Source organism: Mesorhizobium sp. BHbdii (assembly GCF_053848045.1).
The window spans coordinates 1-527 of record NZ_JBSPKX010000124.1 but is presented as its reverse complement, the minus strand read 5'-3'; the positions used below and the strand labels follow the sequence as shown (position 1 = coordinate 527).

The 527-nt window shown below is 66.6% G+C and carries 1 protein-coding gene and 1 pseudogene; both read left to right on the top strand.

What is annotated here, in order from left to right; genetic code table 11:
* Positions 1-266 (top strand): SDR family NAD(P)-dependent oxidoreductase (locus ACWTU8_RS32195; RefSeq protein WP_455851298.1); only part of this gene is annotated, 266 nt, incomplete at its 5' end.
* 32 nt (positions 267-298) lie between these two features.
* Positions 299-527 (top strand): annotated as a pseudogene (locus tag ACWTU8_RS32190) (AraD1 family protein); the annotation flags it as partial.

The window sequence follows — 527 nt, the reverse complement described above, 5'->3', positions numbered from 1 at the left end:
CCGTCTACGGCATGACGCGGGCGCTGGCCCGCGAACTCGGCCCCGAGCGCATCCGAGTCAACTGCATGGTGCCGGGCTGGGTGATGACCGAGCGCCAGATGCGCCTGTGGCTCGATGCCGACGGTGAACGCCAGATCGCGGAAAGGCAGTGCCTGCCCGACCGGCTGCAGCCCGGCGATATCGCGCGCATGGCGCTGTTCCTCGCCGCCGACGACAGCCTGATGTGTACGAGCCAGCAGTTCATCGTCGATGCGGGCTGGGTGTGACCCATACGGCTGCAAGGGAAGAAGGGTATTTCATGCGTCTTGTTCAGTACAGAATGCCGGATGGCAGCAGGCGGGTCGGTCGCGTGTCCGAGGATGGCGACCATCTGCACCCGCTCAAGGGGACGAGCACCGTGCTGGAGTTGGCGGAAGCCGCGATCGCGCGTGGCGGGTCCATTGCGACGCACGTCGAAGAGCGCACGACGGCCGAGCAGATCGGCTATGACCAGTTGCTGAGCGATGGCCGCGTCCTGGCACCCGTCG